This is a genomic window from Chitinophaga sp., assembly GCF_036569185.1.
Taxonomy (GTDB): domain Bacteria; phylum Bacteroidota; class Bacteroidia; order Chitinophagales; family Chitinophagaceae; genus Chitinophaga.
The window spans coordinates 1-3,813 of sequence record NZ_DATCRD010000385.1 but is presented as its reverse complement, the minus strand read 5'-3'; the positions used below and the strand labels follow the sequence as shown (position 1 = coordinate 3,813).

The following is a 3,813-nucleotide window of genomic DNA, read 5'->3' as shown; positions in this document are numbered from 1 at the left end:
TCATTGCCCTTGTCCATCCCGGCCCTCTGATCATCAGTGGATCTCCGTAGATATTTTCTTTTGAGTAAACGGATGCTATATCACGGCCATACAGTCCCAGTGAAACACTCTTAATGGCTTTTATTTTAAATCTCCAGTCGTAGGAAATAGAGATTTCCCGCAGTTTGAAAAAGTCTGCTTTAACGAGATAAGGAGTAGTTGTATAAGTGGCAGCATTCTGATAAAAATCGCGGATGGCTGTTATTTTCACATCCGTATTCTCCACATACTTCCCTGAGCCATCATCATATACAGAATTGGGGAATACAAATGGCTCCCTGTTATTATATAGTGTGAGTGGCGACCATCCTGAGTGGGTATCAAAGCCCCCCGCGCCATTATACTGGTGATTACCTCCTCTGAATTCCCCGAGAATGTAAAGTTTAAATTTCTTCCACTCCAGGTTTAAATTAGCGGCGGCGGTATAGCGGGGTAGTGTTCTCCCTGCAAATACCGGATTCCTGGAATCCGGCTCCGGCATCCCGGTTATACTGTTCACAATTACTTTCCCATCAGGCGTGCGTACCCAATCGGTTAAACTAAACTCAAAAGCATGGTGGCCGGTACGGGCCACCACCTGTGCAGGGCCTACATACGCCATTAGCTGATCATTATATACAGGTGGCAGTGAAATCACTTTATTGTCATTCAGCGCCAACCGCATATCAATACCTGCAATGAAACTACCGACTTTCAGTAACCTGTTGATCTTTACATCAAACTCCCATCCTGTATTATCATATACTCCTGCGTTATCGATGGTTGGCGATCCGCTGTAGATGGAATTAACCACTTCAAGTATAAGCCCGTTATTTCTTTGCTTATAATAGGTGACATCCAGGTTGATACGCTGGTTTAAAAAGGAAAAACTGCCTCCATATTCCTGTGAGATAACATTTTCCGGTTTTAAGAATGGATTGGGGTTATTGGGTTTATAAATATAAGATACCTGATCGCCATAGACCTGGTAGAGATCCAGGATCCTTTCCATCTGGTATGGCCTGATGTTCATATTGGCTGTTCTGGTAACAGATGCCCTCAACCTGGCTGACGACAACCATTTCCTTGCTGATAACCAGGGGATCATTTCTGAAAGCACTACTGATGTATTGGCGCCGGAATAAAAGTTTTTATTCCGGGCATTCTTGGCTAGTTTGGAGTCCCAGTCGTTCCTTCCTGTCAGCTCAACAAATACCATATCCTTATATCCTACTGAAAATGTACCGAACAAAGAATAGAACCTTGAAAGCACAGCCTGCTCCCGGGCATAGGTGTCTCCCTGCCGTCCGAATGCAAGATTGTAAACAGGAATGACCAGGTAAGATGAACTACCTATGACTTCTTTTGTATAGTTTTGTCTTATAGTATTACCCAGTGTGGTGCGGAAGGAGAAGGAACCGGCATTGTGCAGGCCTGTCAGCAAAAGGTCGTTATTAATAGCCAGTGATGTAAGTGTTTCTTCATTGAGTCTCGCAGGGAGATCCCGGTAACTCACTGACCTTCCCATAGCGCCATATGCCTTTGCAAAATCAGAATAAAACCTGGGCGCCGTAGTTGCCTTGGTATAGGAAGCGCTATAGGTGATGCCCGGACGCTCTGTGATGGTAAGCCATCTCAATGGCTTTATCGTAAAATCAAGATTCCCTGTTAATGCGTTCTCTGTTGATTTACGCCTGTTACTGTTTACTGTTTCATAGGGATTTTCTGTTTCGTCCGCCCAGTAATGATTACGGTCAGCCCAATGATCATTTATAAAATCTTTATAGCTTGTGAGCGGAACATGTGGCGGCGTCATATCTGTTCTGATAGAGCCTGGCCCTTTATCAGCATTGGTTAGTGTATAACCGAGGTTGATGCGAACGTTCCATTTATTGAATTGCCTTCCGGTGTTCAGAAGTATGCCCGCTTTATTTTGTTTGTCGCCCGGAAGAAGGCCCGTCTGGTTGGTATAAGAAAGACCAAGATAAAAATCAGACCTGTTGTCGGATTGTGAAATGGAAAGATTGTGCTGCGTGTTCCTTGCAACGTCCCAGAATTTCTGCCGTTCATTCGAATAGCTGTAAGGAACTTTCTGGGTATCCCCATTTTCATCAGGCCTCCCCAGTGGAACAAGCATGTTATTATATGCCGGTCCCCACAATTCGGATCCAACGGGATTATAGATGGGATTGTTCTGATCATCCGTAAGATCGCCTGCGCCGAACTGTTCCTGCACCTTTCTCTGGCTAAAATCTATATACTGAAAAGAGGTACTGCTTCTGAAATTTACTTTAAGCCCTTCTTTGTCGCCTCGTTTGGTTGTAATGATAATAACGCCGTTCACGCCTTCGGGCCCATATAATGCAGCGCCATTTGCACCTTTCAGCACTGTAATATCCTGAATATCGTTCGGATTGAGGTTATTCAGAAAGTCCAGTGCCAGGGTCGCTGAATTCTGGTCTGCCCCAAAAGAAAGGGGGGAACCATTCAGTATAAATAATGGCTGATTATTCGAAGACTGATTGATAGACCTGATACCCCTCAGCATAATGTTATTATCCGGCGTCATATCAGGGCTTAATGAGGAAATATTCAGGCCGGATACCTTGCCTATGAGGCCTGTGAGAATATTTCCCGGATTGGTGCGATTAATATCTTCCCCCTTCACTTTTGCGACAGCATACCCCAGCTCTTTTGTTCTTTTTTCAATTCCATATGCAGTAGTGACAATTACGTCATCCAGAGAAACAGGTTGCTGCTTAAGCTGTATAACACCGGCATTGGCGGCGTGGATCCTGATCTCTCTTGTGCTATACCCTACAAAAGAAACGATCAGCACATCGCCTGTTGCAGCTTCGATAGAAAAATCTCCGGACTGGTTGGAAGTTGTTGTAAGGCGCGGTTTATTCTTGACCGTAATTGTAGCGCCATTAAGCGCCGCGCCTGTTGAGTCGGTTATTCTGCCTGTAACGGGCTGCGAGGTATTGGGTTGCCGGTCTGAAAACCCGGCAACCCTGGTATAGGGATATATATTAATGGTTTTACTGCTGATCAGGTATTTCAAAGGCTGATCCCTGAAAATATTATCAAGAAATTGCAAAAGCGGCTGGTTAAAAGCCTTAATGGTAACAGGTTTGGCTGCTTCCAATGCATTTTCCCTGTACAGGAAATGATAACCGGTTTGTTTTTCTACCGCTGAAAAAACTATTTCCAGGGCAACGCCCTTTCCTGAGAAGGTTATATTCTGAGACAATCCTTTGGCTGATACCGCCATACAGGCAATAGTGAGAAAAAATACAGTTAGCTTCATAACTAACAGAGTTTGGCTGATATGACGATTGCTTCCACGAGCTGACCAACCGCATAAAGCAGTTTTTACCATATATTTGTCTTGTTTGGGTGATAAATAGGCTGTCTTTTCCGAGAACAGTGTTGTTTTATTATCGAAACGTCCGCCGGAAAGTGGTGTCAACACTTTCCGGTTTTTGTTTTGAATTATATGTTTATAAGCCGGCAGTAGGTTCTTTTATTGTCAATGTTCTACCTTCCAGCCGCACCTGTAGCCCGAATCCTTCTATAAAGCGCTTCAGGTCAGATAGCTGTACTCCTTTATCCATCTTACCTTTTAGTTTGAAAACAGGTATAGAACCTTCATACTTTACCTCTATGTTATACCATCTTTCAATATCCTTCATGGCCAGCTTAAAATCCAGGTCCGTAAAATCGAACATGCCATTCTTCCAGGCTAAAACCTTTTCCAGGTTGGCCTCAGGTATAAGGGTAAGCGCTCCGGTA

The 3,813-nt window shown here is 44.1% G+C and carries 2 protein-coding genes; both read right to left on the bottom strand.

All coding sequences use genetic code 11. The features are described 5' to 3' along the window. Positions 1-3,328, bottom strand: a 3,328-nt coding sequence (locus tag VIM72_RS28935) for a SusC/RagA family TonB-linked outer membrane protein (protein ID WP_332006283.1), incomplete at its 3' end; no start/stop codon positions are given. A gap of 193 nt (positions 3,329-3,521) precedes the next feature. Next, a partial coding sequence (locus VIM72_RS28930) for a DUF4974 domain-containing protein (protein WP_332006282.1) occupies positions 3,522-3,813 on the bottom strand: 292 nt, incomplete at its 5' end.